Below are 22,490 nucleotides of genomic sequence, written 5' to 3'. Positions count from 1 at the left end.
ATGAGCAAGTCGCACACGATCCTCTATCTCGACGGCGTCTCGGTTTCCTTCGACGGCTTTCGCGCCATCAACAATTTGTCGCTGGTGCTCGACAAGGGCGAGATGCGCGCCATCATCGGCCCCAACGGGGCCGGCAAGACGACGATGATGGACATTGTCACCGGCAAGACGCGGCCCGACGAGGGCGAGGTTTTCTTCGACGGCCAGATCGACCTGACCAGGCATGATGAAGCTGAGATCGCCATGATGGGGATCGGCCGCAAGTTCCAGAAGCCGACGGTCTTCGAAAGCCACACGATCGAGGAGAATCTGATGTTGGCGTTGAAGGGGCCGCGCTCGATCTTCCCGGCGCTGTTCCATCGCCGCTCGACCGCCGAAGCGCGGCAGATCGACGACATTCTCGGCATCATCCGGCTCGGCGACAAACGCGACCAGCTAGCGGCAAATCTGAGCCATGGACAAAAGCAGTGGCTGGAGATCGGCATGCTGCTCGCGCAGGACCCGAAGCTGCTGCTGGTCGACGAGCCAGTCGCCGGCATGACCGATGCAGAGACCGAGGAAACCGCGCGACTGCTCAAGGAGATCGCGCGCGACCATTCGGTCATCGTCGTCGAGCACGACATGCATTTCGTGCGCGAACTGGGCGTCAAGGTCACCTGCCTGCACGAAGGCTCGGTGCTGTCCGAAGGCACGCTCGATTTCGTGTCTGCCGACGAGCGCGTCGTCGAAGTCTATCTGGGGAGATGAGCATGGTCTGGCGGGTTCAATTCCATCGCTTCGATCTGTCCTTCCTGCGGTTCTGGGGAAGGCGCTGACATGCTCGAAGTTTCCGATGCCACGCTGCACTACGGCGCCGCCCAGGCGCTGCGTGGCGTGTCGCTGAAGGCCGGCGCCGGCAAGATCACCTGCGTGCTCGGCCGCAACGGCGTCGGCAAGACCAGTTTGATGAGATCGATCGTCGGCCATCATCGGCTGACGAGCGGAAGCGTTGCCTTCGAGGGGAAGGCGCTCGACCGGAGCGCGGCGTATGACCGCGCCCGGTCGGGCATCGCATTCGTACCGCAGGGCAGGGAGATCTTTCCGCTGCTCACGGTGCGGGAGAACCTGGAATCGGGCTTTGCGCCGCTGAAGCGTGCCGACCGCAACGTGCCCGCCCATGTCTTCGAGTTGTTCCCGGTGCTGAAGCAGATGCTGGGTCGCCGTGGCGGCGACCTTTCCGGTGGCCAGCAGCAGCAGCTCGCCATCGGCAGGGCGCTGGTGATGCGGCCGAAGCTGCTGGTGCTGGACGAACCGACGGAAGGCATCCAGCCGTCGATCATCAAGGATATCGGCCGCGCCATCCGCTATCTGCGCGACCAGGCGGGCATCGCCGTGCTTTTGGTCGAACAATATCTCGATTTCTGCCGCGAGCTTGCCGACGAGGTCAACATCATGGACCGCGGCCTGATCGTCCACACCGGCCCGGCGGAAGATCTCGATAGGGCGGATGTCCGCAAATTCCTGACCGTCTAAAGCGCGTCGCATCCAGACGGATTCAAACGACGCGCTTTAGATCTGTGGTTTTGTCCATGTCGTTGTCCCAAAACCGCTGCGCACTTTTGGGGGACATGCACTAGAATCGGCAATGGACTTCAGGTGACGGTCCGAAGTCTTTCGCAAGTCCAATATTTCTTCGATCCAGTCATCCGTGTCTCTGGCGCGGCGGTGGCTGCGTGCTAGTCTTTTCTTGGCTTTTGTGAGTCGGCCGTTTCMGTATCAGTCTGGTGTTATCGCAGATCGAGGGGCGCGGCGAAGGCCGGGCAAGTTCCACGCAAGCATGCATTCCTAGCTTCCCTCCTGCGATCTGATTGTCGTTCAACGCGTTTGGGCACACAGGCTAAGGGACTGCCATGGAACGTTACGTCGAGGACTATCAGAAGCGGCGGCTAACCGAACGCGTCGATATCATCACCGCGATCAACATATTGAGGTCCCAGGGGTACGATCGCGATGAACTGATCGAGGAAATCACCAAGGTCTTCTATGTCGATCTCGATGCTTTCAACGAAATCGTCATGGCGGCATAGGGCTGCCTTCACTCACGATCGACTTGCCGAAACAGGCAAGGCTGTCCCGACAATACGGTCGACATCTCAGGATCGCAGTTAACCCACGCGCCGGAGTGGCGAGGCGGTGACGCGGTTGCGGCCGCCGCGCTTGGCGGCGTAGAGCGCCTTGTCGGCGGCACTGAGCACCTTGTCGAAACTGAGGCCCTCCTTGGTGCCGAAAGCAAATCCGGCACTGACCGTGCATGTCAGCGAACCCGTCTCGGTTTCGATGCGGCACGCGGCGAAGGCGGCCCGTATGGCCTCGGCCGTGGCCTCCGCCGTTTCGGGCAAGGTCCGCTTCAGCACCAGAGCGAATTCCTCGCCGCCCATGCGCGCGGCGACGTCGGTCGGGCGAAGATTGCCGGCGAGTTCCCTGGCGAACACCCTCAGCACCTCGTCGCCAGCCGCGTGACCGAATTCGTCGTTGATGGACTTGAAGCCGTCGAGGTCGAACACAACCACAGCGGTGAAGGCGCCGACGGGGGCGCTGCCATGCAGGTCGAACAGCGCGCGCCGGTTGAGCAGGCCCGTCAAGGGATCGGTCAGGGCGTTGTGGCGGTGATGCCTGGCCAGACGCCCTTGATTGAGCGCCAGCGACAGCGCGCCAATGCCGGTCATGCTGGCGATGACGATGATGAGGCTCAACTCCTCGGCCCAATTGCTTGGTGCATGCCCAAGGATCAGCTTTCCGTCCCAGGCAAGAACCATGGCGCAGAGGGCGAAGGACGTGGCCGTGGCCGAATAGAGTGCGGTGATGCCGATTGTCAGGGCAGGCGCTTCGTTGCGACCCTTCCAGTATTCGAGCGCCGTTGCGAACAGAAGCAAGGCAGCAAACATGTTCTCCAGCATGAAGCCGAGGCCGTCATAGCCGAGAGCCATGGCAGGCAGCACGACGGCCAGCGAAATGCTGCCAACCACCGTTCGCGGGATCGGCGAACCGCCGGTTCGGAACTGGTAGGCCGCGCCCAGCATGGCTGAAAAACCAAGCAGGAGCAGGGCAACGGTCGCAATGCCGAGCAGGCGCCCGGGCATGTCGATATAAGCGTCATAGGCAAAAATGTCGGCGACCACCAACAGCAGGCTGACCGCCCATGTCAGCAGGAATTTCTCCGAGCGAGCAGTCAACCACATGCCAAACAGTGTCAAGCTCAGGCAGGTGGCGGAAAAACCAACAGCCAGCAGAAGTGAAGTGTAGTCGAGCGACATGCCCTCGTTCCTTGCCGGCGGCGATCCCAGCTCTGCGGCTTGGCCAGGCTGGATTCATGCAGCAAGGAGGTATCGATAAGGTTACGAATGTGCCGACATTGCCTCGATTGGACGCCTTCCTGCCCCAAAAACGCATAGGAGAGGCGCTTGGCGTGAAAGTCTTATGCCGATTCTTAGTCGGCCACCCGCTTCAACAGGGCCATGGCGCCGAACGGCGCGCGCACCTTGCCCTCGGTGATGAAGTAGACGAACACGTCGCGCGGTTTGACGGGTGCTTCGGTCGAGAGATCGGTGCGCGGCAGGTCGGCCGGCACCTTGCCTTCCGCCCAGGTCCTGGCGCGCGCGGCCCATTCATCCAGGCCTGCCGGCGTGTAGCAATCGGGATTGTCGTCGCTGCCGGTCTGCAGCCGGGCATAGATGAAATCGCCGGTGACGTCGGCGATGGCCGGATATTTAGCGTGGTCGGCATAGACGATCGCCGCCTTGTATTTGCGCACCAGCGCCGCGAATTCCGGCACCATGAAACTGTCGTTGCGCACCTCGACCGCGTGGCGCAGCGCAACGCCGTCCTGCTTTTCCGGGAGCAGCTTGAGGAAGGCTTCAAAATCGTCCGGGTCGAACTTTTTCGTCGGCGCGAACTGCCACAGGATCGGTCCGAGCTTTTCACCGAGCGCCGCCACGCCCGAACCGAGGAAACGCATCATCGATTCACCGGCCTCGCCGAGCACGCGCCTGTTGGTGACGAAGCGGTTGCCCTTGAGCGAATAGACGAAACCGTCTGGCGCTTCGCTCGCCCATTTGACGAAGGTCGGTTCCTTGAAACTGGAATAATAGGTGCCGTTGACCTCGATGCTCGACACCTGCCGGCTGGCATATTGCAGTTGCTTGGCCTTGGAGAGCTTTTCGGGATAAAAGGACGTATCCCAGGGTTCGAACGACCAGCCGCCCATGCCGGAGCGGATTGTTCCCGATTTGCTCATTGCCATCCTCCCGAATTCAGTAAAATCAGGCCGTCGTGATCTTGTCGACCGGCTTCGCCATGTCGACGAGCACCCATCCTGGCCGGTATGGATTGGGCCGGCGACCCGTTTCGTGGAAACCATAGGCCAGATAGAGCGCGATGTTCCGCTCCATTTTGGCGTTGGTGTAGAGCCGCACCTCGGGCAGGCCCCACGCCAGCGTCTGGTCGTCCGCGTGTTTGAGCAGGGCGATGCCAAAGCCCTTGCCCTGAAATCCTGGCGCGACGGCGACGGAGAAGATCATCGCGTGGTCGTCATGACGCTCCAAAGTGAGCAGACCAGCAAGCTCGCCGTCACGCTCCAGAAGCCAGACCTCGCCACGCGCGATACGCGGTGCATAATCCTCAGTGACGGGGATCGGTGGCGCGCCGAACAGCGCGGAATAGGGCGCGTAGGCGGCTTCCGTCAGCGAGACGACAGTTTCGAGATCACCGGGAAGCGCTCTTCGGATTGTCATTCAAATGCTCTCCAAGCGCCGACTGGTTCGCCATCACTCCGCCGCTTCGCGCTTGCCTCCGGGGCGCCGCTCCAGCAACTCCTTGAGGAACTGGCCGGTGTAGCTGCGCTTTTCGCGCACGATCGCTTCCGGCGTGCCGGAGGCGACCAGTTCGCCGCCGCCGTCGCCGCCTTCAGGGCCGAGGTCGAGCACCCAGTCGGCGGTTTTTATCACCTCGAGATTATGCTCGATGACCACCACCGTGTTGCCCTGGTCGACCAGTTCGTGCAGCACTTCCAGGAGCTTGGCGACATCGTGGAAATGCAGGCCGGTGGTCGGCTCGTCCAGGATGTAGAGTGTCTTGCCGGTCGCCTTGCGCGACAGTTCCTTGGCCAGCTTGATGCGCTGCGCCTCGCCGCCCGACAGCGTCGTCGCCTGCTGGCCGATATGGATGTAGCCGAGGCCGACCTGCTTCAGCGTGTCGAGCTTGTCGCGCACGCCGGGCACGGCGGCGAAGAAATCGACACCTTCCTCGACCGTCATGTCGAGCACGTCGGCGATCGACTTGCCCTTGAACAGCACGTCGAGCGTCTCGCGGTTGTAGCGCTTGCCGTGGCAGACGTCGCAAGTGACGTAGACGTCGGGCAAAAAGTGCATCTCGATCTTGATGACGCCGTCGCCCTGGCAGGCCTCGCAGCGGCCGCCCTTGACGTTGAAGGAGAAGCGGCCGGGCTGGTAGCCGCGCGCCTTGGCTTCCGGCAGGCCCGCGAACCAGTCGCGGATCGGAGTGAAGGCGCCGGTGTAGGTGGCGGGGTTGGAACGCGGGGTGCGCCCAATCGGCGACTGGTCGATGTCGATGACCTTGTCGAGGAATTCGAGGCCCTCGATGCGGTCATGGTCGGCCGGATGCTCGCGCGAACCCATGATGCGGCGCGACGCCGCCTTGAACAGCGTCTCGATCAGGAAGGTCGACTTGCCGCCGCCTGACACGCCGGTGACGGCAGTGAAGGTGCCGAGCGGGATTTCGGCGGTGACGTTCTTCAGATTGTTGCCGCGCGCGCCCACGATCTTCAGCCGCCGGTTCTTCTTCGCCTCGCGCCGCACGCCGGGCGTCGCCACTTCGAGCGCGCCCGACAAATATTTGCCGGTGATCGAATTCGGATTGGCCATCACCTGCTGCGGCGTGCCCTGGGCGATGATCTCGCCGCCATGGATGCCGGCGGCAGGGCCCATGTCGACGACATAGTCAGCATGCAGGATGGCGTCCTCGTCATGCTCGACGACAATCACCGTGTTGCCGATGTCGCGCAGGTGCTTCAGCGTGTCGAGCAGGCGTGCGTTGTCGCGCTGGTGCAGGCCGATCGACGGCTCGTCCAGAACATAGAGCACGCCGGTGAGACCGGAGCCGATCTGCGAAGCCAGGCGAATGCGCTGGCTCTCGCCGCCCGACAGAGTGCCGGAATTGCGCGACAGCGTCAGGTAGTCGAGCCCGACATCATTGAGGAAGCGCAGCCGCTCGCGGATCTCCTTCAAGACGCGCACGGCGATCTCGTTCTGCTTGTCGTTGAGCGAAGCTGGCAGGTCGGTGAACCACTTGTCGGCGTTGCGGATCGACTGTTCGGTGACTTCGCCGATGTGCTTGCCGGCGATCTTCACGGCCAGTGACTCGGGCTTGAGCCGATAGCCCTTGCAGACCGGGCAAGGCGTCGCCGACATGAAGCGCTCGATCTCCTCGCGCATCCAGGCGGATTCGGTTTCTTTCCAGCGGCGCTCGAGATTGGGGATGACGCCTTCAAAGGTCTTGGTGGTCTTGTAGGAGCGCAGGCCGTCATCATACTGGAAGGTTATTTCGCGCTCGCCGGTGCCGCGCAGGATGGCCTCCTGGGCTTCCGCGCTCAAATCCCTGAACTTGTCGCCGAGCTTGAAATTGTAGGCCTTGCCCAGCGCTTCCAGCGTCTGCGCGTAGTAGGGCGAGGTCGATTTCGCCCACGGGCTGACCGCACCGTCGCGCAGCGAAACGTTCTCGTCGGGCACGACGAGGTTGGGGTCGATGGCGCGCTGGCTCCCGAGACCGTCGCAGGTCGGGCAGGCGCCAAACGGATTGTTGAAGGAGAAAAGACGTGGCTCGATTTCCGGAATGGTGAAGCCGGAGACCGGACAGGCGAACTTTTCCGAGAACAGGATGCGCTCGTGCGTCTCGTTCTTGGACTTGTTGACCGAATCCTCGCCGGTCTGGCTGGCGTCGAGCGGCTTGTCGGCGAATTCGGCGACCGCCAGCCCATCGGCGAGCCTCAGTGCCGTCTCGATGGAATCGGCTAGCCGGGTGGCGAGATCCCCACGCACGACGATGCGGTCGACGACGACGTCGAGGTCATGCTTGTACTTCTTGTCCAGCGCCGGCACGTCGGCGATTTCATAGAAGACGCCGTCGACCTTGACGCGCTGAAAGCCCTTCTTCTGCAGTTCCAGCAATTCCTTGCGGTACTCGCCTTTGCGGCCGCGCACCATCGGCGCCAGAATGAACAGGCGGGTGCCTTCCTCGACCGCCAGCACACGGTCGACCATCTGTGACACTGTCTGGCTTTCGATCGGCAGGCCGGTGGCCGGCGAATAGGGGACGCCGACGCGCGCGAAAAGAAGCCGCATATAGTCGTAGATTTCGGTGACGGTACCGACGGTCGAACGCGGGTTCTTCGAGGTCGTCTTCTGCTCGATCGAAATGGCCGGCGATAGGCCGTCGATCTGGTCGACGTCCGGCTTCTGCATCATTTCGAGGAATTGCCGCGCATAGGCCGACAGGCTCTCGACATAGCGGCGCTGGCCTTCGGCGTAGATGGTGTCGAAGGCGAGCGACGATTTGCCAGACCCGGACAGGCCGGTCATGACGATCAGGCTGTCACGCGGCAAGTCGAGATCGACATTCTTCAAATTGTGTTCGCGCGCCCCGCGAATGGAAAGATATTTATGGTCGGCCATTGCCGGTCGCCGCCTCAGAAGCTGGAATTTCCTGGAATGGCGGGTTTTCCCGGCCATCCCCTATGTAGGTAATTTTGCCGCCACGTCGAGAGACGCCACAATTCCCGACAAAAGCGTTTAACCGTCTTTCGCGTGAACGGGCAAGCGGAAAGAACAAAGGGCGAACACGCTCCTGACAAAGCTGTGCAAAACTGACTTGTACGTAACCTCCCGGTGATCACGTTTTTCGGTAACCGGCTATTGATGGTTGACGTCCCCGACTCAGGGGAGCAGTGTCCAGAAGTCAACTGAAGCCGGCCGTCTTTCGATGGCCTCGCCGCCAGAGGCGGCCTGCGAGACGTCGCAGGCATCTGCGATTTGTGCTTCGGGACGACACGTCGCAACGGACAAGGGAGTGGAGCCATGACGCCACCGGATCGTCCCCTAGGGTTCCAGTTGTCACTGGAGCCGTGGCAGGCATAAGTGCCAGGGTTTAGCGTTTGCGCCACCCGACAAACCGTGACCTGCCATATCCCACAAAAATCAGAGACTGCTAGTCGGATCGTCGGCTGAATGCCGCGGAGCATCCGAAATCAAACGCCGGCAGTACACTCCCGGCAAAATTGGATTTGAGATCCAAAAAGGCCCCGTCCGTTTGCGCAAAGCACGGCGGGGCCATTTTCATGCGCGGCTTGTTTTGTCGACCATGGCGCGGCGCACGACGCTGGACAGATCATGCAGTCAGTGGCGCGGCAGCCCGGTGGCGCCAGCGCCGACATCAACTGTGATGCTGCCTGAAATCCTGACATCCGTGTTGCCGATCTTGAACTGGCCGTTCCCATTGCTGGGGGATGCGTCGTCGGGTTCGGGCTGCGGAGCCGGCTTGGCGATGCGATAGTCGCTGGTCACGCCGGGCAGGGCGCCTTTCCGCACTGCTGGCGAGCTGTCGTCGGCAAGGGCGGTGCCGCTCATGGAGCCGGCAAGAGCGATCACGACTACGGCGATGACGCGATGCAATGTTCTGGACGGATGAGTGTCGGTCATCGCCCAGTTATAGGGGCGTGTCGACGAGGCGACCAGACCGGCGTCGTCAAATCTTCGACAGCCGGCGACGCGCTTCAGCCTCACGCGGCCTGTTTGCGCGTGTCGAAAACATGGTCGACTAGACCCCAGGCCTGAGCCTCGCGGGCCGTCATGAAGTGGTCGCGGTCCAGCGTGCGCTCGACCTCTTCATATGTGCGGCCGCAATGCTGCGCATAGAGTTCGGCCATATGCCGCTTTGTCTGGCCGATGCGCTCGGCATGGCGCTGGATGTCGGAGGCCTGACCCTGGAATCCACCCAGCGGCTGATGCAGCAGGATGGTGGCGTTCGGCAGCGAGATGCGACGCCCGGCCGTGCCCGCCATCAACAGGAACGAGGCCATCGACGCGGCAAAGCCCATGCACACCGTCGACACCGGGCAGCTGATGTATTGCATGGTATCGTAGATGGCGAAGCCGCTGGTCACCACGCCGCCAGGCGAGTTGATGTAGAGCGATATCTCCTTGTCGGGATTGTCCGATTCCAGCGACAGCAGCTGCGCGCAGACCAGCGCCGAAATGTCGTCGTTGATTTCACCGTTGATGAAGATGATGCGCTCGCGCAGCAGGCGCGAGAAAATGTCGAAGGCGCGTTCGCCGCGGCTCGATTGCTCGATCACCATCGGAACCAGATTGGCAAGGCCGCTCATTGTTTCGTCTCCGTCCGTTTCATTGTTCAGGCCGCGCGCAGCAACAGCAAAGGCGTGTTCGCGGCGGCCGGCCGTCTTGGATTGCGCGACCCTAACGAAAGCCTGCAGCCTGCGCCGGCCATGGCAACAGCGGGCATTGCCGTTCGGGCAAAACCGTCATGGACGATGCGCAGATGCGTGCCGCCGGAGACGGTGCGGGCGAGTGTGAAGGTGACAATGCTGTCGAGCGGGCTGTCGAGCCGAGCCTGCCGCCCGGCATCGCCTGGCTGCGGCCGCTCGCGCCAGGAATAGCGCAGCAGCCGTTCGGGCTCGGCGTCGATGATCTCGCATTCGATCGCCGCCTCTGGCCCGGCGAAGGCAAAACGGCTGCCGGTCTCAGGGCTGATGTCGTTCGGCATCATCCATGCGGCGAGCAGCTCGGGCACGGTCAGTGCGCGCCACACCTTTTCCGGTGGCTCCGGCAGGTCGCACTCAAACTCGATCGCGTCAGGCGCGGTGTTGGTGTCCGCGTGGCTTTGGTCTGTCATTGATCCCATGCTCTTCATTGATCCATGTCCTTCAAAACCGCCTTCAGCCTTTCGATGCGCTCCGGCCAGAAGGTCCGGTAGCGTTCGATCCAGGAGAGCAAGGGGGCAAGCCCTTGCGGGTCGGCGCGATAGTAGGCGTTGCGGCCCGCTCGCCGCTCGACCACCAAGCCAGCGCCGCGCAACACCGCCAGATGCTGGGAGACGGCGGGTTGCGACACCGTCATGCCGCTGCGCAATTCCGAGACGCTCATTTCGCCAGCGGCAAGCTGCTCAAAGACGGCGCGGCGCGTCGGGTCGGCAAGGGCGCGGAAAATCTCTGCTTCGATCATGACGAAAGCATAAGTCGATACTTATTGATTTGGCAAGCGCTGTTTTTACGAGTTTGCCGGAAGCCAGCGCCTCACCAGCCCGGCAGGTCCATCAAACGTCGCCTCGAAGATTGGCGACGCAAGCACGGCGTGGATGTGAAGTGTACCGGTGCCGACGCTCTTGAACCCGTGTTTCCTGTTCGCGGGAACAACGAGAGACTGGCCCGAGGTCAGGACGTTGTGCTCATCGTCGATCCACATCTCGGCCCTGCCGGCGATAACGGTCAGCACTTCCTCGACGGGATGCCAATGCGTTGGGGCACCTACCGTGGGCTCGACCCATTGCTCGAATATGCAAAGTTGCGATGCACCGTTGCTTGCCGACACATGCATACGCGTTCCCACACCTGCTCGCCATTGCTCGCGTGGCTGGTCCTCATGTGTGACGGAGTTCATTGATTGCCCCCGACCCATTCCCGATTTCATGGAAATTTCGGACCGGAACACTACATCTTGCTGACAAACATTGACAGAACGCCACGGGCGTCATAGAACGAAAAGGGAACAAAAACCTTGTGGGAAAAGCCAGCCATAGCAGGCGGCGATGGTCTGCAGCCTGTAAGGTGCTGCGACAAAAATTTGTTTCGGATGAGCGCGGAGAAATATCATGGCGGGTAGCGTCAACAAGGTCATTCTGGTCGGCAACCTCGGTGCAGATCCGGAAATCCGTCGCCTGAACTCGGGCGAGCCGGTCGTCAACATCCGCATTGCGACGTCGGAAAGCTGGCGCGACAAGAATTCCGGCGAGCGCAAGGAAAAGACCGAGTGGCACAACGTCGTCATCTTCAACGACCAGCTTGCCAAGGTGGCCGAGCAGTATCTGAAGAAGGGCATGAAGGTCTATGTCGAGGGCCAGTTGCAGACGCGCAAATGGCAGGACCAGACCGGCAACGACAAGTACACGACGGAAGTCGTGCTGCAGAAATTCCGGGGCGAGCTGCAGATGCTCGACGCACGCGGCCAGGGTGAGGGCGGTCAGGTTGGCGGCTATGCCGGTGGTGGCAGCAGCCGTGGTTCCGATTTCGGGCAGTCCAGTCCGAGCGAAAGCTTCAATCGTGGCGGCGGCGCCAAGAGCGGCGGTGGCGGTGGTTCGTCGCGCGAACTGGACGACGAAATCCCGTTCTGAGGACAATCAGCCACCGGAGAGGCGGCAATGTCGCTGCAACCGCTGCTTGCCGCCCCTTCTCCGGTTCCCTGGCATGCCTTTGCGGCTTTCGCCGCACTGGCGATAGGGGCCACGCAGCTGGCGCTGCCGAAGGGAACGCCGCGCCATCGCATCGCGGGCTATGTCTGGGCCGCGCTGATGCTGGTCATCGCCGTCTCGAGTTTCTGGATTCATCAGATCCGCCTCGTCGGTCCTTTCAGTCCGATCCATCTCCTGTCGATCCTGGTGCTGGTCGCCGTACCGCTGGCGGTGTGGCACGCGCACAATCATCGCGTCGCCAAGCATCGCAAGTCGATGATTGCGCTGTATGTCTTTGCGCTGGTCGGGGCCGGCATCTTCACGCTGTTGCCGGGCAGGGTCATGCACGATGTCGTCTTTGGCGTCGCGCGAGCCGGACCATGATCCTATTTAATCCTTGAGGCGGATGACCCCAAGTGGAAGGAATATCAGGTGAAAGCACGTGTAAAGTGGGTGGAGGAGCGCACCTTCGTCGGCGAATCCGGCAGCGGCCACAAAGTAGTGCTGGGAACCGCGCTCGGACCGGAAGGCAAGACGCCAGGACCTAGTCCGATGGAACTGGTGCTGATCGGCACCGGCGGCTGTTCGGCCTACGATGTCGTGCATATCCTCGAAAAGGGGCGCGAGGCGATCGAGGATTGCGTGGTCGAGCTCGACGCCGACCGGGCCGAAACCGAGCCCAGGGTGTTTACCCGCATCCACATGCATTTCGTCGTCAAGGGCCGGTCGCTCTCCAGCGACAAGGTCAAACGGGCGATCGATCTTTCGATCGAAAAATACTGCTCAGCCTCCGCGATGCTGGCCAAGACCGCCACGATCACCCACGATTTCGAAGTCATCGATACAACGGCGAAGTAGGGTCGGCTTCGGCGGCTCGTCGCGAGCTATCCCGCCATCAGCGCCTTGATGCCGTCGGCGACGAACTGCACGGCAAGTGCCGCCAGGATGACGCCGAGCAACCGGGTCAGGATCGAACGCCCGGTCTGGCCGAGGATGCGGTCGATGCGTTCGGACAGCACGAACACCAGATAGGTGATGGCAAGGCAGACGAAGATGATGCCGACCAGCGCCGCCTGCGCGGCGAAGCCCTGGAATGAACTGGACAAAAGCACCGTCGCCGAAATGGCGCCGGGGCCGGCGATCAGCGGGATCGCCAGCGGGAAGGCGGCGATGTTGTGGATCATGTCCTTGGTGATGGCGACGTCGCCGATCTTCTCCTTGCGGTCCTGCCGCCGCTCGAACACCATTTCGAAAGCGATGAAGAACAACAGGAAGCCACCGGCGACGCGGAAGGCCGGCAGCGTGATGCCGAACACCGACAGGATCGAGGCGCCGGCAACCGCAAACAGCGCCATCACCAGAAAACCGATGATCGAGGCGCGGACGGAAACCTGCTGGCGCTCCTCGCGGTTCATGCCGCGTGTCACGGCGAGAAACAGCGGCGCAAGGCCAGGCGGATCGATGGTCACGAGAATGGTGACGAAGGCGTTGAACAGGCTGTCGAAGCTCGGCATCTTTGACCCCTCCCGCCGGGCCGTGCCCGCACCATGACATTGGTAGAGCAAAGCCCGGTCGGTGGGAACCGTCAGAGGGACGAAACCGAAGACTTCGACCCTCCTTTCATGTTGACGCAATTCCGGACAGGAAGTCGTTTCACATTTATTCTGGAGTTGTTTTAGCCGGCAGCGCCACAATAGGCCTCGATGCGATAACCGTCCGGATCGACGACGAAGGCGGCATAGTAGTTTTCGCCATAGTCGGCGCGCAGGCCCGGTGCGCCATTGTCGCTGCCGCCTTCGCTCAAGCCGCCGGCATGGAAGGCGTCGACGCTGCTCCGCGTCGGTGCCGCAAAGCAGAAATGCAGGCCGGATTTTGCGTCCGATGGCACCGGCCGCGCGGCCTCGTTGACCCATAGCACGACGCCTTGCGCGCCATAACCCAACGAGCCCGGCGACTGGCTGAGGCAGCTATAGCCGAGAGGTTTCAGCGCAGCATCGTAGAAGCGCTTGGAAGCGGAGGCGTCGCGAACGCCGATCGAGATATGATCGAACATATTTTTCTCCATTGTTACAATGGCTTGTAGCGTCAGCTTGTTGCCGTTCGGCGCGCCAGGAATTCGACTTCCAGCCGCCATGTCGCGCCATTGTCATGTGAGCGCTCGCCGAGCCATCGGAAGGAATTCTCGGTGATGCGCGAAAAGCTCCAGCGCACCGAGGAGCCGGCGCCATCGGCGCCCACTTGCACGATCGTGTCGCCTTCGGCACGGCCGAGCTGCCGGCTGTAATACTGGTTGCGTGGGTCGCTCCAGAAGATGTGCCAGGCGTCGGCGGCGGGGTCGTAGACGCGCAATGTCGTGCCATAGAACGTCCATTTGCCGAGCGAAGGCGAGGGGCCGGCGTCCCGCGCGGGCAGGATCCACACGTCCTGGATTGCCCGGCCTTCCAGCACCCAGCCGAAATGCACTTCGCCACTCCCGGTCAGCACCGTGCCGTCCTCGAGATGGCGGGAGGCGTCAAAAGTCCAGGCGCCGACGAAACGGCCATAGAGGTTCAGTTTTTCAGCAAGTCCGTCGATTGGTCCGGCACTGTGCAAGGCTTCGGCAAAGGAGGATTGGTCGTACATGGCTCCGGTCTCTTCTTGTCAGGAGACCGGGAGGAGTAGGCCGCGATGGGGTTCTGGGCTTGGGAAAAATTGCTATATTTCGGTCATGACAGCGACCACGCGTACTCTCGCATTAGGGGCCGGCTGGCACGTGGCGGATGTGATCTGCACGGCCAGCGCCGGTGAGCGGCCGTTCGAGGAAGCCCATCGGGATTTCTGCGTCGCCGCGGTCTCCAGCGGCACGTTCCGCTATCGCGCGCAACAAGGCACGGCGATGCTGGCGCCCGGCGCGCTCCTGCTCGGCAATCCCGGCACATGCTACGAATGCGGGCATGAACATGGCAGCGGCGACCGTTGCCTCTCGTTCCATTTCGGGCCGGCCTATATGGAGCGGATCGTAGCTGGCGTGCCGGGCGCGAAAAAGCTGGCCTTCGAGGCGCCGCGCCTGCCACCTTTGCCGGCCCTGGCATCCCTGCTCGCCGAAGCGGAAACCGCTCGCGAGATGGCCGACATCGACGCCTTCGAGGAACTCGGGCTGCGGATTGCGGGTGCCGCGGTGGCAACTGTCGCTGGCCCCACGAATGTCAGGCGTGCGCCAAGCCGCCGCGATCAAAAACGGGTTGCCGAAGCGGTGCGGCGGATCGAACTCGATGCCGACAGGCCGGTTTCGCTTTCAGCGCTTGCCGATGAGACCGCGACCAGCCCCTATCATTTCCTGCGCATCTTCCGGCAGGTCGCGGGCATGACGCCCTACCAGTTCCTGCTTAAGACCCGGCTGCATCGCGCGGCGGTGCGGCTGCGCCTGTCCGACGATGCGGTTTCGGTGATCGCCTTCGACGCAGGCTTCAACGATTTGTCGACGTTCAATCGCCGGTTTCGACGCGTCATGGGCGAGACGCCGGGCCAGTATCGCATGCGCCGGGCGAGCGGCGTTGTGCCGCCTTTATCCGTCGCTGCGGCCTTGCGGCGTCAGTCCGATGTCGGCCCGCACCAGCCGGGCAGGTAGTCGGCGTCCTTGGCCTTGGCCAGGTTCAGGGCCTCCTTCATCGCCTTGTCGAAATTCTTCGCCACCGCATCCCGGCCGATGCGCCGGCGCAAAAAATCCGCCCACAGGAATTCGCTGAACGGGGTGGTGTCCTTGGCGAAACCACCTTGCCGGCGCAGTTCACCGGCCATGCTCCTGTAGGGGTCGTCGACGAGTTCGGCCATGGTCTTGGGAATGGCGTCGTAGCCCCGGCGCCTGCCGTTCTCGTCGAACGGATGCATCCAGCCGCGATTGTCGAGCACGAAGAAGAAGGCGTCCTTGTCTAGGTCCGACAGGTCGCTGATCACCGTAACCAGAACATCCCCGATGCCTTCCTCGAGCAGGGCACGGGCGAGATGGTGGTGATCGGTGACATAGTTGCGCTTCTTCGGCCCCAGCACGACGGGGACCATATGGGTGCCGAGAAAGGTGCCGGTCTTCCTGGCGCTCTGCAAGCGGAGCATCTGGCGCTTCAAGGCGACTTCCCGCATGCCGACGGTGATCTGCGTCGGCCGTAGATCTCTGACCGCGACCGGGGTCAACAAGGGTTCCCGCGTGGTGGTCATTTGGCTTTGTCCTGTTGTTGCGGCTGCTGGTCCGGAGCGAGCGTCCTGATGGCGGCATCGACACTGTGAAAAATCCGCTGCGGGCCGATCAGGTCGGCGATGCCAAATCGTGCCAGCGCCGCCTGGGCGCGCAGCGATTCCATCCGCGCGATGGCAAAGATCGCGCCCGCCTTGCGGCAATGGGTGATGGTGTCGATCAGGGCTTGCGCGGCAGTGTAGTCGATCTCGACGATGTTGCTGGCCTCCAGCACGACCAGCTTCACGCTCCCACCCCTGGCATCGACAAGATCGACAAAGCCGCGCTTGAAGCCGTCGGCATTGACAAAGGACAGCGGCGCCTGGAATGCCGCGACGAGCACGCCGGGGAGCTGTTCGCCGGCAACTGGTTCGCTGGGCGGCCACCACACCGAAGTCCCCGGCACCTGTTCCAGTTCGATCAGCTGCGTGCGCGTTGCGGTCCAGATTCCATGCAGGAGCGACAGACCGATGCCGATCGCAACGCCGGTCTCGATGGGCAGCACGACGATGGCTGCCATGGTGATGAGGATCAATGCGAATTCGACCGGCGCCTGCCGGTAGACATTGGCGAACACCTTCCAGCGCAGAATGTGCTGGGCGACGAACAGCAGAACACCGGCAAGGGCGGCCTGTGGAACATCGGCGAGCAGGCCGCCACCGAAAGCACCCAGCGCCAGCACGATGGCCGCGGCAATGAGGCCCGCGACCTGTGAGCGGCCACCCGATTGGGAGACGATTGCCGTGCGCGGCGGGCTGGCATTGACCGCAAAGGCGCCGAACAGGCCCGATGCGATGCTGCCGGCACCGACGCCGACGAAATCGCGATTGACGTCGGGAGCGTCACCCTGTTGCGGCGCGAAGGAGCGGGAGGTGGCCGCTGTCTGCACCATGACGACGATGGCGATCAGCAATGCCAGCGGGACCAGCGCCTGCACATCGCCAAGGCTGGCAAGCGGCAGGCTGGCCCGTGGCAGGCCATTGGGCAAGGCGCCGAGCACCTCGACGCCGCGATCCTCGAGGCCGAAGACGGCAACCGCAGAGGTGGCGAGCACCATGCCGATCAATGCGCCGGGGATGCGGGCGCTGATGCGTTCGGCGCAGAATACGGTTCCGAAGACGCCGAGGCCGAGTCCGAGGCTCCAGGGATTGGTGAGATGCAGGCTGCCGGCGATCTCACCGATGCGCCGCAAGGTTTGACCGTTCTCGGCGGGCAGGCCGAGCAGTCCGGGCAATTGCGAAAAGATGATATGGACGGCGATGCCGGCCAGAAAACCCGTCGTGACCGGCACCGACAGGAGGTCGGCGACCCAACCAAGGCGAAAGACACCGCTCAGAATCACGATCAGCCCGACCATCAGCGCCAGCATGGAAGCCAGCGCCAGATAGTGCGGCGACCCGGCTGCGGCGAGCACGGCGAGACTGCCGGCAAAGAGAGGCGTGATGGTCGAATCCGCACCGGCCGACAGGTGCCGGTTGGCACCGAACAGGGCGAACGCCACCGAACCGGCAACAAAGGCGAAGAAGCCGACCTCGGGAGCAAAGCCGCCGAGGCGGGCGGTCGCCATCTGTTCGGGAATGGCGATCGCGGCCAGTGTGAGGCCCGCGACCAGATCGCCGTTCAGATCCCTCGGCGTCCAACCACTCAGGGCTCGCAACGGCAGCCAAGAGGTCCAATTCATCGCGCTCGTGGCTTTCGCTGGGGGAAAACGGTCCATCGCAGGCTTTTGCCTTGGTGGCGGCGAAACCGCCTTGGCCATATCGTCGCAATCAGTGGTATCCTTTTGAAATTACCACTAAAATTGACACTGGAAAAGTGTCGCAGATATTGGAGTTTCGGGCTTGCTTCCTATATAAGCAGCGAGTGATTCCTGATTAGATTGTGATCCGATTTGACCGACCAAAAGACACCGCGCGGCGCCGACGGCGGCCCCACCGGCATCGAGCCGATCTCCATCGTCGAGGAGATGCAGCGCTCCTATCTCGATTACGCAATGAGCGTGATCGTCAGCCGTGCGCTGCCGGACGTGCGCGACGGCCTGAAGCCGGTGCATCGCCGCATTCTCTTCGCCTCGCATGAGAGCGGTTACCACTGGAACCGCAAATATGTGAAGTCGGCGCGCCCGGTCGCCGACGTGATGGGTAAATACCATCCGCATGGCGACGCCTCGATCTACGACGCTTTGGTGCGTATGGCGCAGGACTGGTCGCTGCGCGTGCCGCTTATCGACGGACAGGGCAATTTCGGCTCCATCGACGGCGATCCGCCGGCGGCGATGCGCTATACCGAATCGCGGCTGACCAAGGTCGCGCATGAGCTGCTGGAGGATATCGACAAGGACACCGTCGATTTCCAGGACACCTATGATGCGTCCGGCAGCGAGCCCAAGGTTCTGCCGGCACGGTTCCCCAATCTGCTGGTCAACGGCTCCGGCGGCATTGCCGTCGGCATGGCGACCAACATCCCGCCGCACAATCTCAGCGAAGTCTGCAACGGCGCCATCGCCATCATCGACAATCCGGCGATCGACCTGCCGGCACTGATGGAGATCATCCCGGGGCCGGATTTCCCGACCGGCGGCATCGTGCTTGGCCGTTCCGGCATCTACAGCGCCTATTCAACCGGCCGCGGCTCCATCGTCATGCGCGGCAAAGTCAACATCGAGGCGCGCGGCAACGACCGCGAGTCGATCATCATCACCGAGGTTCCCTACCAGGTGAACAAGTCGTCGATGATCGAGAAGATGGCCGAACTGGTGCGCGACAAGCGCATCGAGGGCATTTCCGACATCCGCGACGAGAGCGACCGCCAGGGCTACCGCGTCGTCATCGAACTGAAGCGCGACGCCGTCGCCGACGTCATCCTTAACCAGCTTTACCGCTTCACGCCGCTGCAGACATCCTTCGGCGCCAACATGGTGGCGCTCAACGGCGGCAAGCCGGAACTGCTGACGTTGACCGACATGCTGAGGGCGTTCGTCGCCTTCCGCGAGGAAGTGATCACCCGGCGCACGAAATTCCTGCTGCGCAAGGCGCGCGACCGCGCCCATGTCCTGGTCGGTCTCGCTATCGCCGTCGCCAACATCGACGAAGTGATCAAGCTCATCCGCACCGCGCCGGATCCGCAGACGGCGCGTGAGCAGTTGATGGAGCGGCGCTGGCCGTCCGGCGATGTCGAATCGCTGATCCTGTTGATCGACGATCCGCGCCATCGCATCAACGAGGACGGCACCTACAATCTGTCCGAGGAGCAGGCGCGCGCCATACTCGAACTGCGCCTGCAGCGCCTGACCGCGCTCGGCCGCGACGAGATCGCCGACGAGTTGAACACGATCGGCGCCGAAATCATTGATTACCTGGACATTTTGTCTTCCCGCGCGCGGGTCCAGCAGATCGTCAAGGATGAGCTTGCCGCCGTGCGCGACGAGTTTGGCACGCCACGCCGCACCGAGCTCACCGATGGTGGCGCGGACATGGAAGACGAGGACCTGATCCAGCGCGAGGACATGGTCGTGACGGTGAGCCATTCTGGCTACATCAAGCGCGTGCCGCTGTCGCTCTACCGGGCGCAGCGCCGCGGCGGCAAGGGCCGCTCCGGCATGTCGACCAAGGAAGAGGATTTCGTCACCCGGCTGTTCGTTGCCAACACGCACACGCCGGTGCTGTTCTTCTCCTCGCGCGGCATCGTCTACAAGGAGAAGGTCTGGCGGCTGCCGATCGGCAACCCGCAATCGCGCGGCAAGGCGCTGATCAACATGCTGCCGCTGGAGCAGGGCGAGCGCATCACCACCATCATGCCGCTGCCCGAGGACGAGACAAGCTGGGGCGAGCTCGATGTGATGTTCGCCACCACGCGTGGCACCGTTCGACGCAACAAACTTTCCGACTTCGTCCAGGTCAACCGCAACGGCAAGATTGCCATGAAGCTGGAGGAGGAGGGCGACGAGATTCTAGGCGTCGAGACCTGCACCGACAATGACGATGTGCTGCTCACCGCCAGCTCCGGCCAGTGCATACGCTTTTCGGTCGGCGACGTGCGCGTGTTCCAGAGCCGCAATTCGGTCGGCGTGCGCGGCATAACCATGGCCGAGACCGACCGCATCATCTCGATGTCGGTGATCGAGAATGTCGATGCGCCGCCGGCAGAGCGCGCCGCCTATCTCAAGCGGGCGGCGGCCGAACGGCGGCTTGCCGCCGGCATCGCGGCCGGCGAAGAGGAAGAGATCGCGCTGACCAACGAAGAGGTCGGCGAGGAGACGGAGCTTTCCGACGAGCGCTACGAATTCCTCAAGCAGCACGAGCAGTACGTGCTGACGGTAACCGAATATGGCTACGGCAAGCGCTCGTCGTCCTATGATTTCCGGCTGACCGGACGCGGCGGCAAGGGCATTCGTGCCACCGACGTTTCGAAGGTAGCCGAGATCGGCAGGCTGGTGGCGACCTTCCCGGTCGGCAATGACGACCAGATCATGCTGGTGTCGGACGGCGGTACCGTCATTCGGGTGCCGGTGAACGGCATCCGTTTCGCCAGCCGCGCCACCAAGGGCGTGACCATCTTCAACACTGCTGAAGGTGAAAAGGTGGTTTCGGTCGAGCGGATATCCGAACCGCAGGCGGACGAGGAAATCGAAGAAAGCGCCGGCTCTGAGATTGATCCAACGGCGGACGCCGGCCCGGACAGCGCTGAATAAGTCCAGCGCCAGGTTTTGACATAGCAACGCCGGCCCATTGGCCGGCGTGGTGGCACGTTCAGGCGAAACTTAGTAGTGGCGATATGGCTTGCGGGGGCCAAAACCTTCGAAGCGCTTGGTATTGGCCTTGATGCGGATGCGCTGAGCCTCCTGATGCAAGCCGAAAACGGTGGCGATCAGCATGGCGACGGTCATTGCGGTGGCGAGCATGTAGATCAGCATGTGTGTGTTCTCCTGCGCCTAACAACGGATAGATGGGATTTTGGTTTCATCTTATTAAGGTGCAACCTAGTGAACGCTGCGTGAAGGCTTCGTGATCGGCGTGTTCATCTGTCGTTCACGTGGCGGAAAAGGTTCACGACCGGCTCGCCAATCGGATTTGCCTTTGCGAGAGAGGCTCGTTAGAAGCACCAGCCATGACTGAACGCATCGCCCTCTATGCCGGCTCCTTCGACCCGTTGACCAACGGCCATCTCGATGTGCTGAAAGCGTCGCTGGCGGTGGCCGACGTCGTCTATGCGGCCATCGGTATCCACCCGGGCAAGCAGCCGCTGTTTTCCTTCGAGGAACGGGTGGCGCTGATCGAGAGTGCGACGAAGGCTTTATTTGGCCGCGACGGTGCGCGCATCAAGGTTGTCGCCTTCGACGGGCTGGTCATCGACGCGGCCAGGAAGCAGGGCGCCTCGATCATGATCCGAGGCCTGCGCGACGGCACCGACCTCGACTACGAGATGCAGATGGCCGGCATGAACGAGACCATGGCGCCTGAACTGCAGACGGTTTTTCTGCCCGCCAGCCCGTCCGTGCGCACCATTACCGCCACACTTGTCCGCCAGATTGCCTCGATGGGAGGCGACATCCGCCCCTTCGTGCCGGCGGCGGTTGCCGGTGCGCTCACCGCCAAATTCGCGAAATAAGATCCCGGAGATAGATATGCAGCTGAAAAAGCTTGCCTCGTTCCTCATCGTGCTTGCCGGTCTTGTGACCTCGTCTGTCTCGGCCTTCGCCGCCGACCCGGAAAACACCATGATCATCACTCTGAAGGACGGCGACGTCACCATCGCGCTTCGGCCCGATCTGGCACCCAAGAACGTCGCGCAGATCAAGAAGCTGGTGCGCCAGGGCGCCTATGACAACGTCGCCTTCCACCGCGTCATCGACGGCTTCATGGCGCAGACCGGCGACGTCAAGTTCGGTAACATGAAGAAGGGTTTTAGCGCCGAGGCCGTCGGCACCGGCGGTTCCGATCAACCCGACCTGCCGGCCGAATTCTCGCAGACCGAACACTACAAGCGCGGCGTGGTCGGCATGGCCCGCTCGCAGGACCCCAACTCCGCCAATTCGCAGTTCTTCATCATGTTCGCGCCGGCGCCGCCCCTCGATGGCCAATACACCATCGTCGGCACCGTCGTCAGCGGCATGGAGCTGGTGGACCACATCAAGAAGGGCGACGAAGCGGACAATGGCACGGTCACCGACCCTGACCGGATGCTCAAGGTGCGCATCGCCGCAGACAAGTAAAGTTGTCGAATAACTCTGTTTTCTGAAAAGGATATCTGACATGGCCGAGATCAAGGACCGCGAAAACGCGCTCATCATGGAGACGACCAAGGGCAACGTCGTCATCGAACTTTTCCCCGACCTGGCGCCCGGCCATGTCGCCCGTATCAAGGAACTGGCACGCGAAGGCGCCTATGACGGCGTGGTCTTCCACCGCGTCATCGACGGCTTCATGGCGCAGACCGGCGACGTCAAGTTCGGCAATTCCAGCAAGCCCTCCTTTGCTCCGTCGCGTGCCGGCATGGGCGGCTCCGACAAGCCCGACCTCAAGGCTGAATTCTCCAATGCCAACCATGGGCGCGGCACCTGTTCGATGGCCCGTTCGCAAAACCCGAACTCGGCCAATTCGCAGTTCTTCATCTGCTTCGACGATGCCGCCTTCCTCAACCGCCAGTACACGGTCTGGGGCCAGGTCATCGAAGGCATGGACAATGTCGACAAGATCAAGCGCGGCGAGCCGGTGCCGGATCCCGACAAGATCGTGTCGCTGAAGGTCGCGGCCGACGTCAAGTAAGGCAAAAC

Annotated in this window: 26 protein-coding genes; 11 read left to right on the top strand and 15 right to left on the bottom strand. The window is 62.4% G+C overall.

What is annotated here, in order from left to right; all coding sequences use genetic code 11:
• From urtD to AC1D2G_RS18520, 3 genes are all read left to right on the top strand, one after another.
• Nucleotides 1-747 (top strand): urea ABC transporter ATP-binding protein UrtD, encoded by a 747-nt coding sequence (gene urtD / locus AC1D2G_RS18530; protein WP_477415783.1) that lies wholly within the window; start codon nt 1-3, stop codon nt 745-747.
• Nucleotides 748-816: 69 nt separating this feature from the next.
• The gene (gene urtE, locus AC1D2G_RS18525) at nt 817-1,512 is read left to right on the top strand and encodes an urea ABC transporter ATP-binding subunit UrtE (protein ID WP_477288868.1); all 696 of its coding nucleotides are present in this window, start codon (nt 817-819) and stop codon (nt 1,510-1,512) included.
• 377 nt (nt 1,513-1,889) lie between these two features.
• The gene (locus AC1D2G_RS18520) at nt 1,890-2,066 is read left to right on the top strand and encodes a hypothetical protein (protein ID WP_111546440.1); all 177 of its coding nucleotides are present in this window, start codon (nt 1,890-1,892) and stop codon (nt 2,064-2,066) included.
• 78 nt (nt 2,067-2,144) lie between these two features.
• On the opposite strand, the gene AC1D2G_RS18515 is transcribed toward AC1D2G_RS18520, so the two are convergent.
• From AC1D2G_RS18515 to AC1D2G_RS18475, 9 genes are all read right to left on the bottom strand, one after another.
• Nucleotides 2,145-3,293, bottom strand: a complete 1,149-nt coding sequence (locus AC1D2G_RS18515) for a GGDEF domain-containing protein (RefSeq protein WP_477415781.1) — start codon at nt 3,291-3,293, stop codon at nt 2,145-2,147.
• A 173-nt stretch (nt 3,294-3,466) separates the two neighbouring features.
• Complete coding sequence (locus tag AC1D2G_RS18510) at nt 3,467-4,273, bottom strand: DUF72 domain-containing protein (RefSeq protein WP_477415779.1); 807 nt, start codon at nt 4,271-4,273, stop codon at nt 3,467-3,469.
• Between the two features lie 25 nt (nt 4,274-4,298).
• Entirely contained in the window at nt 4,299-4,769 is a 471-nt protein-coding gene (locus tag AC1D2G_RS18505; protein ID WP_477303688.1) for a GNAT family N-acetyltransferase, read from the bottom strand.
• Nucleotides 4,770-4,802: 33 nt separating this feature from the next.
• The gene (gene uvrA / locus AC1D2G_RS18500; RefSeq protein WP_477227310.1) at nt 4,803-7,724 is read right to left on the bottom strand and encodes an excinuclease ABC subunit UvrA; all 2,922 of its coding nucleotides are present in this window, start codon (nt 7,722-7,724) and stop codon (nt 4,803-4,805) included.
• Nucleotides 7,725-8,444: 720 nt separating this feature from the next.
• Complete coding sequence (locus AC1D2G_RS18495; RefSeq protein ID WP_477304177.1) at nt 8,445-8,747, bottom strand: hypothetical protein; 303 nt, start codon at nt 8,745-8,747, stop codon at nt 8,445-8,447.
• 80 nt (nt 8,748-8,827) lie between these two features.
• Nucleotides 8,828-9,433: an ATP-dependent Clp protease proteolytic subunit gene (locus AC1D2G_RS18490; RefSeq protein WP_095085064.1), complete on the bottom strand. Its 606-nt coding sequence runs from the start codon at nt 9,431-9,433 to the stop codon at nt 8,828-8,830.
• Between the two features lie 26 nt (nt 9,434-9,459).
• Nucleotides 9,460-9,960, bottom strand: coding sequence for an SRPBCC family protein (locus tag AC1D2G_RS18485; protein WP_477415777.1), 501 nt, complete (start codon nt 9,958-9,960; stop codon nt 9,460-9,462).
• A gap of 14 nt (nt 9,961-9,974) precedes the next feature.
• Nucleotides 9,975-10,289, bottom strand: coding sequence for an ArsR/SmtB family transcription factor (locus AC1D2G_RS18480; RefSeq protein WP_095085062.1), 315 nt, complete (start codon nt 10,287-10,289; stop codon nt 9,975-9,977).
• Between the two features lie 45 nt (nt 10,290-10,334).
• The gene (locus tag AC1D2G_RS18475; RefSeq protein WP_477415775.1) at nt 10,335-10,724 is read right to left on the bottom strand and encodes a cupin domain-containing protein; all 390 of its coding nucleotides are present in this window, start codon (nt 10,722-10,724) and stop codon (nt 10,335-10,337) included.
• Between the two features lie 211 nt (nt 10,725-10,935).
• Between AC1D2G_RS18475 and AC1D2G_RS18470 the strand changes: the two genes are divergently transcribed.
• From AC1D2G_RS18470 to AC1D2G_RS18460, 3 genes are read left to right on the top strand one after another with little or no spacing between them, the layout of a single operon-like run.
• Nucleotides 10,936-11,454, top strand: coding sequence for a single-stranded DNA-binding protein (locus AC1D2G_RS18470; protein ID WP_095085060.1), 519 nt, complete (start codon nt 10,936-10,938; stop codon nt 11,452-11,454).
• Nucleotides 11,455-11,481: 27 nt separating this feature from the next.
• Complete coding sequence (locus AC1D2G_RS18465) at nt 11,482-11,895, top strand: DUF2306 domain-containing protein (protein WP_477395156.1); 414 nt, start codon at nt 11,482-11,484, stop codon at nt 11,893-11,895.
• Nucleotides 11,896-11,943: 48 nt separating this feature from the next.
• A complete protein-coding gene (locus AC1D2G_RS18460) occupies nt 11,944-12,369 on the top strand; it encodes an OsmC family protein (protein WP_457152553.1) in 426 nt (141 codons plus the stop codon).
• A gap of 26 nt (nt 12,370-12,395) precedes the next feature.
• On the opposite strand, the gene AC1D2G_RS18455 is transcribed toward AC1D2G_RS18460, so the two are convergent.
• The 3 genes from AC1D2G_RS18455 to AC1D2G_RS18445 form a co-directional block, all read right to left on the bottom strand.
• On the bottom strand, nt 12,396-13,025 hold the full coding sequence (locus AC1D2G_RS18455) for a MarC family protein (protein ID WP_023736559.1): 630 nt from the start codon (nt 13,023-13,025) through the stop codon (nt 12,396-12,398).
• A gap of 161 nt (nt 13,026-13,186) precedes the next feature.
• Complete coding sequence (locus AC1D2G_RS18450; RefSeq protein WP_477395269.1) at nt 13,187-13,564, bottom strand: VOC family protein; 378 nt, start codon at nt 13,562-13,564, stop codon at nt 13,187-13,189.
• A 32-nt stretch (nt 13,565-13,596) separates the two neighbouring features.
• The gene (locus tag AC1D2G_RS18445; RefSeq protein WP_477415773.1) at nt 13,597-14,133 is read right to left on the bottom strand and encodes a hypothetical protein; all 537 of its coding nucleotides are present in this window, start codon (nt 14,131-14,133) and stop codon (nt 13,597-13,599) included.
• 85 nt (nt 14,134-14,218) lie between these two features.
• Here AC1D2G_RS18445 and AC1D2G_RS18440 point away from each other — a divergent pair, with 85 nt between their 5' ends.
• A complete protein-coding gene (locus AC1D2G_RS18440; RefSeq protein ID WP_477415771.1) occupies nt 14,219-15,118 on the top strand; it encodes a helix-turn-helix transcriptional regulator in 900 nt (299 codons plus the stop codon).
• Here AC1D2G_RS18440 and AC1D2G_RS18435 read toward each other — a convergent pair.
• Together AC1D2G_RS18435 and AC1D2G_RS18430 are read right to left on the bottom strand one after the other, a co-directional pair.
• Nucleotides 15,082-15,702 (bottom strand): ParB-like protein, encoded by a 621-nt coding sequence (locus tag AC1D2G_RS18435; protein ID WP_477415769.1) that lies wholly within the window; start codon nt 15,700-15,702, stop codon nt 15,082-15,084. The genes AC1D2G_RS18440 and AC1D2G_RS18435 overlap by 37 nt on opposite strands.
• Nucleotides 15,699-17,399 carry a SulP family inorganic anion transporter gene (locus tag AC1D2G_RS18430; RefSeq protein WP_477415767.1) on the bottom strand — a complete coding sequence of 567 codons (1,701 nt, stop codon included), beginning with the start codon at nt 17,397-17,399 and terminating at the stop codon, nt 15,699-15,701. Before AC1D2G_RS18430 ends, AC1D2G_RS18435 begins: the two co-directional genes overlap by 4 nt.
• Before the next feature lie 210 nt (nt 17,400-17,609).
• On the opposite strand from AC1D2G_RS18430, the gene gyrA reads away from it, so the two are divergent.
• Nucleotides 17,610-20,408 carry a DNA gyrase subunit A gene (gene gyrA, locus AC1D2G_RS18425; protein WP_095085055.1) on the top strand — a complete coding sequence of 933 codons (2,799 nt, stop codon included), beginning with the start codon at nt 17,610-17,612 and terminating at the stop codon, nt 20,406-20,408.
• A 69-nt stretch (nt 20,409-20,477) separates the two neighbouring features.
• Here the strand turns inward: gyrA and AC1D2G_RS18420 are convergent, their stop codons facing one another.
• Complete coding sequence (locus tag AC1D2G_RS18420) at nt 20,478-20,630, bottom strand: hypothetical protein (protein ID WP_095085054.1); 153 nt, start codon at nt 20,628-20,630, stop codon at nt 20,478-20,480.
• Nucleotides 20,631-20,824: 194 nt separating this feature from the next.
• Between AC1D2G_RS18420 and coaD the strand changes: the two genes are divergently transcribed.
• The 3 genes from coaD to AC1D2G_RS18405 are packed head-to-tail and all read left to right on the top strand — an operon-like array spanning nt 20,825 to nt 22,482.
• Nucleotides 20,825-21,325 (top strand): pantetheine-phosphate adenylyltransferase, encoded by a 501-nt coding sequence (coaD, locus tag AC1D2G_RS18415; protein WP_457152547.1) that lies wholly within the window; start codon nt 20,825-20,827, stop codon nt 21,323-21,325.
• 16 nt (nt 21,326-21,341) lie between these two features.
• Nucleotides 21,342-21,929, top strand: coding sequence for a peptidylprolyl isomerase (locus tag AC1D2G_RS18410; RefSeq protein WP_095085052.1), 588 nt, complete (start codon nt 21,342-21,344; stop codon nt 21,927-21,929).
• A gap of 40 nt (nt 21,930-21,969) precedes the next feature.
• Nucleotides 21,970-22,482 (top strand): peptidylprolyl isomerase, encoded by a 513-nt coding sequence (locus AC1D2G_RS18405; protein ID WP_095085051.1) that lies wholly within the window; start codon nt 21,970-21,972, stop codon nt 22,480-22,482.
• The last annotated feature ends 8 nt before the right edge of the window (nt 22,483-22,490 follow it).

Source organism: Mesorhizobium sp. P2_C7 (genome assembly GCF_056404515.1).
Note: the sequence above shows the minus strand (reverse complement) of the source record. Positions and strands in the feature narration are given on the sequence as shown.

Bases quoted from the DNA above. Each gene is read 5' to 3' on its own strand.
- AC1D2G_RS18475 (WP_477415775.1), bottom strand. From the start codon at position 10,724: ATGAACTCCGTCACACATGAGGACCAGCCACGCGAGCAATGGCGAGCA.
- AC1D2G_RS18440 (WP_477415771.1), top strand. From the start codon at position 14,219: ATGACAGCGACCACGCGTACTCTCGCATTAGGGGCCGGCTGGCACGTG.
- coaD (WP_457152547.1), top strand. From the start codon at position 20,825: ATGACTGAACGCATCGCCCTCTATGCCGGCTCCTTCGACCCGTTGACC.
- AC1D2G_RS18435 (WP_477415769.1), bottom strand. From the start codon at position 15,702: ATGACCACCACGCGGGAACCCTTGTTGACCCCGGTCGCGGTCAGAGAT.
- AC1D2G_RS18520 (WP_111546440.1), top strand. From the start codon at position 1,890: ATGGAACGTTACGTCGAGGACTATCAGAAGCGGCGGCTAACCGAACGC.
- urtD (WP_477415783.1), top strand. From the start codon at position 1: ATGAGCAAGTCGCACACGATCCTCTATCTCGACGGCGTCTCGGTTTCC.
- AC1D2G_RS18510 (WP_477415779.1), bottom strand. From the start codon at position 4,273: ATGAGCAAATCGGGAACAATCCGCTCCGGCATGGGCGGCTGGTCGTTC.
- AC1D2G_RS18445 (WP_477415773.1), bottom strand. From the start codon at position 14,133: ATGTACGACCAATCCTCCTTTGCCGAAGCCTTGCACAGTGCCGGACCA.
- AC1D2G_RS18450 (WP_477395269.1), bottom strand. From the start codon at position 13,564: ATGTTCGATCATATCTCGATCGGCGTTCGCGACGCCTCCGCTTCCAAG.
- AC1D2G_RS18455 (WP_023736559.1), bottom strand. From the start codon at position 13,025: ATGCCGAGCTTCGACAGCCTGTTCAACGCCTTCGTCACCATTCTCGTG.
- urtE (WP_477288868.1), top strand. From the start codon at position 817: ATGCTCGAAGTTTCCGATGCCACGCTGCACTACGGCGCCGCCCAGGCG.
- AC1D2G_RS18490 (WP_095085064.1), bottom strand. From the start codon at position 9,433: ATGAGCGGCCTTGCCAATCTGGTTCCGATGGTGATCGAGCAATCGAGC.
- AC1D2G_RS18420 (WP_095085054.1), bottom strand. From the start codon at position 20,630: ATGCTGATCTACATGCTCGCCACCGCAATGACCGTCGCCATGCTGATC.
- AC1D2G_RS18430 (WP_477415767.1), bottom strand. From the start codon at position 17,399: ATGAATTGGACCTCTTGGCTGCCGTTGCGAGCCCTGAGTGGTTGGACG.
- AC1D2G_RS18405 (WP_095085051.1), top strand. From the start codon at position 21,970: ATGGCCGAGATCAAGGACCGCGAAAACGCGCTCATCATGGAGACGACC.
- AC1D2G_RS18495 (WP_477304177.1), bottom strand. From the start codon at position 8,747: ATGACCGACACTCATCCGTCCAGAACATTGCATCGCGTCATCGCCGTA.
- AC1D2G_RS18470 (WP_095085060.1), top strand. From the start codon at position 10,936: ATGGCGGGTAGCGTCAACAAGGTCATTCTGGTCGGCAACCTCGGTGCA.
- AC1D2G_RS18410 (WP_095085052.1), top strand. From the start codon at position 21,342: ATGCAGCTGAAAAAGCTTGCCTCGTTCCTCATCGTGCTTGCCGGTCTT.
- AC1D2G_RS18485 (WP_477415777.1), bottom strand. From the start codon at position 9,960: ATGACAGACCAAAGCCACGCGGACACCAACACCGCGCCTGACGCGATC.
- AC1D2G_RS18515 (WP_477415781.1), bottom strand. From the start codon at position 3,293: ATGTCGCTCGACTACACTTCACTTCTGCTGGCTGTTGGTTTTTCCGCC.
- AC1D2G_RS18465 (WP_477395156.1), top strand. From the start codon at position 11,482: ATGTCGCTGCAACCGCTGCTTGCCGCCCCTTCTCCGGTTCCCTGGCAT.
- uvrA (WP_477227310.1), bottom strand. From the start codon at position 7,724: ATGGCCGACCATAAATATCTTTCCATTCGCGGGGCGCGCGAACACAAT.
- AC1D2G_RS18505 (WP_477303688.1), bottom strand. From the start codon at position 4,769: ATGACAATCCGAAGAGCGCTTCCCGGTGATCTCGAAACTGTCGTCTCG.
- AC1D2G_RS18480 (WP_095085062.1), bottom strand. From the start codon at position 10,289: ATGATCGAAGCAGAGATTTTCCGCGCCCTTGCCGACCCGACGCGCCGC.